The organism is Rhizobium sp. BT-226 (assembly GCF_025847085.2).
Classification (GTDB): Bacteria; Pseudomonadota; Alphaproteobacteria; order Rhizobiales; family Rhizobiaceae; genus Rhizobium; species Rhizobium sophorae.
The window spans coordinates 1-4,251 of the sequence record NZ_JAOYTI010000012.1; the positions used below are offsets into that span (position 1 = coordinate 1).

Below are 4,251 nucleotides of genomic sequence, written 5' to 3' on the forward strand. Positions count from 1 at the left end.
GACGTGAAGGAAGTGCAGATGCTGCACTGGTGGACGTCAGGCGGCGAGGCAGCGGCGCTGAACGTCTTGAAGGAGGATCTTTCGAAGGAAGGGTTTGCCTGGAAGGACGTGCCTGTGGCCGGCGGTGGCGGCGATGCGGCGATGACGGCGCTGAAGGCGATGGTGGCGGCCGGCACCTATCCGACAGCCTCGCAGATGCTGGGTTATACCGTGCTCGATTATGCCGAGGCCGGCGTTATGGGCGACCTGACGGAGACGGCGAAGAAGGAAGGCTGGGACAAGTCGGTTCCGGCAGCACTGCAGAAGTTCTCGGTCTATGACGGCAAGTGGGTCGCAGCCCCCGTCAACGTCCATTCGGTCAACTGGCTGTGGATCAACAAGGCGGTGATGGACAAGATCGGCGGCACCCAGCCGAAGACCTTCGACGATCTGATCGCCCTGCTCGACAAGGCCAAGGCGGCCGGCGTGATCCCGCTGGCACTCGGCGGCCAGAACTGGCAGGAAGCGACGATGTTCGATTCCATCGTGCTGTCGACCGGCGGTCCGGAGTTCTACAAGAAGGCTTTCAACGACCTCGACGAGGAATCGCTGAAGTCCGACACGATGAAGAAGTCCTTCGACAATCTGGCGACGATCATCAAATATGTCGACCCGAACTTCTCGGGCCGCGACTGGAACCTCGCAACCGCCATGGTCATCAAGGGTGATGCGCTGGTGCAGGTGATGGGCGACTGGGCCAAGGGCGAATTCGTCGCCGCCAAGAAGACGCCGGATACCGACTTCCTCTGCTACCGCTTCCCCGGCACCGACGGCAGCGTGGTCTACAACTCCGACATGTTCGGCATGTTCAACGTTCCTGACGACCGCAAGGCCGCTCAGGTGGCGCTGGCGACGGCCACGCTGTCGAAGAGCTTCCAGTCGGCCTTCAACGTCGTCAAGGGTTCGGTGCCGGCCCGTACCGATGTTCCCGATACCGACTTCGACGCTTGCGGCAAGAAGGGCATCGCCGACCTGAAGGCAGCCAACGAAGGCGGCACGCTGTTCGGCTCGCTGGCGCAAGGCTACGGCGCACCGCCGGCGATCGCCAATGCCTACAAGGATGTCGTCTCGAAGTTCGTCCACGGCCAGATCAAGACCTCCGACGAGGCCGTGACCCAGCTCGTCCAGGCGATCGACGACGCCCGCTGAGACCACTGTCGACTAAAAATGCTTCCCCGCATCGTCGCGGGGAAGCTTTAGGCTCCACGCCGATCATACGAGATGATCATGGGGCCGATTGCGGGAGGAGATGACATTCCATGAGCACCGTTGCGACCACCGATCCGGTTCTGACGCCGCGGCAATCGACGGCGATCTCGTTGAGGGGCCGGCTGCAGGATGCGCTGCCGAAGATCGTCCTGGCGCCGAGCTTCGTCATCACCATCATCTTCGTCTACGGCTTCATCGTCTGGACGGCCTATCTCTCCTTCACCAATTCCAAGACCTTTCCCTCCTATGCGCTGACGGGGCCACGCGCCTATCAGCGGCTGTGGCGCTGGACCTTCGAGAGCGATCCGCCGTCTTCCTGGTATACCTCGATCACCAACATGGCGATCTTCGGCTTCCTCTATGTCGGCATCTGCCTGGCCCTCGGTCTCTTCCTCGCCATCCTGCTCGACCAGAAGATCCGCGGCGAGGGCTTGCTCCGGCCGATCTTCCTCTATCCGATGGCGCTCTCCTTCATCGTCACCGGCGTTGCCTGGAAATGGTTCCTCGATCCCGGTCTCGGGCTGGAACAGACGCTGCACCACTTCGGCTGGACGAGCTTCCACTTCGACTGGATCAAGAACAAGGACTTCGTCATCTACACCGTCGTCATCGCCGGCGTCTGGCAGGCGTCGGGCTTCGTCATGGCGATGTTCCTGGCGGGGCTTCGCGGCATCGACGGCGAGATCATGAAGGCAGCCCAGATCGACGGCGCCTCGCCCTTCCAGCTCTATCGGCGCATCGTCATTCCGCTGTTGCGACCGATCTTCCTCTCCGCCTTCATCGTGCTCGCCCATATGGCGATCAAGTCCTACGACCTGGTGGTGGCGCTGACCTCGGGCGGCCCCGGCGGCTCGGCCTGGCTGCCGTCGAACTTCATGTATGAATATACCTTCAAGCGCAACGAGATGGCCGTCGGCTCGGCCAGCGCCATCATCATGCTGATGACCATCTCGGCGATCATCGTTCCCTATCTCTATTCCGAACTGAAGGAGAAGGCGCGATGAGCAGCGTGACCTCTCCGATAGCAACCTCGCAGAACAGCAACAACACCCGCTGGATCGGCCGCATCGTCATCTACGGCCTGCTGCTGGTCTTTGCCGTCCTCTATCTGATGCCGCTCTTCGTCATGCTGACCACCTCGTTCAAGACCATGGACGAGATCCAGAACGGCAACATGCTGGCGCTGCCGCAATCGCCGACCTTCGATCCGTGGATCAAGGCCTGGGGCGAGACCTGCGTCGGTCTTACCTGCGCCGGCATCAAGGGCTACTTCTGGAACTCGATCAAGATGGTCGTGCCGGCTGTCGCGATCTCCACCATCATGGGGGCGCTGAACGGCTATGTCCTGACCAAATGGCGCTTTCCCGGCCATACGCTGGTGTTCGGGCTGATGCTGTTTGCCTGCTTCATCCCGTTCCAGTCGGTGCTGTTGCCGATGGCAACGATCCTCGGCTCGCTCGGCCGCTTCGGCATGACGCTGCAGAACGCCACGGGCTGGAACTTCGGCTTCGGCAATCCGACGGTCAATCTGGTCTTCGTCCATGTCGTCTATGGCCTCGGCTTCACGACGCTGTTCTTCCGCAATTTCTACGAGGCCTTTCCGACCGAACTGGTGCGGGCCGCCCAGGTCGATGGCGCCAGCTTCTTCCAGATCTTCCGCCGCATCATGCTGCCGAACTCGCTGCCGATCATCGTCGTCACCGTCATCTACCAGTTCACCAATATCTGGAACGACTTCCTGTTTGCCTCAGCCTATGCCGGCACCGGTGAATCCATGCCGATGACGGTGGCGCTGAACAATGTCGTCAACACCTCGACGGGCGTCGTCGAATACAATGTCAACATGGCGGCGGCGATGATCGCCGCCGTGCCGACGCTCATCGTCTATATCCTCGCCGGCCGCTACTTCGTGCGCGGTCTGATGGCGGGCGCTGTCAAAGGGTAATCCATGGCCTTCCTCGAAATCTCCGGTCTTAAAAAACGCTTCGGCGCCGTCGACATTCTCAAGGGCATCGACCTCGAACTCGACAAGGGCGGCTTTCTCGTGCTGGTCGGCCCGTCCGGCTGCGGCAAGTCCACCCTGCTCAACACCATTGCCGGGCTGGAGACCATCACCTCTGGCGATATCAGGATCGACGGGCGCGACATCAGCGGTCTGCATCCCTCCAAGCGCGACATCGCCATGGTGTTCCAGTCCTATGCGCTCTACCCGAACATGACGGTGGCGGGCAACATCGCCTTCGGCATGGAAATCCGCGGCGTTCCCAAGGACGAGCGCGAAAAGGCGATCAAGCAGGTCTCCGACATGCTGCAGATCGGCCATCTGCTCGACCGCAAGCCGAGCCAGCTTTCCGGCGGCCAGCGCCAGCGCGTCGCCATGGGGAGAGCCTTGGTGCGCAATCCGCAGGTCTTTCTGTTCGACGAGCCGCTCTCCAATCTCGACGCCAAGCTGCGCGTCGACATGCGCACCGAGATCAAGCGGCTGCACCAGCGCATGGGCACCACCTTTGTCTATGTCACCCATGACCAGATCGAGGCGATGACGCTGGCGACCAAGATCGCCGTGCTGAAGGACGGCGTGCTGCAGCAGTTCGGCACGCCGGCCGAGATCTATAACAGCCCCTCCAATATCTTCGTCGCCGACTTCATGGGCTCGCCGGCGATGAACCTCTTGAACGCCACCGTCGAGAACGGCGCCGGCGGGCTCGAAGTCTCGCTGGAGCGGCCGAATGCCGCCCCGCTGAGGCTGCCGGTTATCCCAGGCAATGACGGCCTGACCGCCTATACCGGCAGGCAGGTGATCTTCGGCATCCGGCCGGAGGCCTTGACCGATCCCGATGGCGCCGACCGCAAGGCGCGCTCGCTGACCGAGGGCGATTGCCTGATCGAGGTGGTGGAACCGGCCGGCTCCGACACCTTCGCCGTCACCAAGCTCGGCGGCAAATCCGTCGTCGCCCGCCTGCGCGCCGATACCGGTATCGCTCCAGGACAAAACACCCGCCT

4 protein-coding genes are annotated in these 4,251 nt (G+C 62.1%); all 4 read left to right on the top strand.

All coding sequences use genetic code 11. The features are described from left to right. Nucleotides 1-1,188 (top strand): ABC transporter substrate-binding protein (locus OIU37_RS34355; protein WP_264260125.1); only part of this gene is annotated, 1,188 nt, incomplete at its 5' end. A 110-nt stretch (nucleotides 1,189-1,298) separates the two neighbouring features. Then, nucleotides 1,299-2,252, top strand: a complete 954-nt coding sequence (locus OIU37_RS34360) for a carbohydrate ABC transporter permease (RefSeq protein ID WP_164594085.1) — start codon at nucleotides 1,299-1,301, stop codon at nucleotides 2,250-2,252. Beyond that, nucleotides 2,249-3,193 (top strand): carbohydrate ABC transporter permease, encoded by a 945-nt coding sequence (locus OIU37_RS34365; RefSeq protein ID WP_264260126.1) that lies wholly within the window; start codon nucleotides 2,249-2,251, stop codon nucleotides 3,191-3,193. The genes OIU37_RS34360 and OIU37_RS34365 overlap by 4 nt, the downstream gene beginning before the upstream one ends. Before the next feature lie 3 nt (nucleotides 3,194-3,196). After that, the coding region (locus tag OIU37_RS34370; RefSeq protein WP_264260127.1) for an ABC transporter ATP-binding protein at nucleotides 3,197-4,251 on the top strand (1,055 nt) is incomplete at its 3' end.

Bases quoted from the DNA above. Each gene is read 5' to 3' on its own strand.
- OIU37_RS34360 (WP_164594085.1), top strand. From the start codon at position 1,299: ATGAGCACCGTTGCGACCACCGATCCGGTTCTGACGCCGCGGCAATCG.
- OIU37_RS34365 (WP_264260126.1), top strand. From the start codon at position 2,249: ATGAGCAGCGTGACCTCTCCGATAGCAACCTCGCAGAACAGCAACAAC.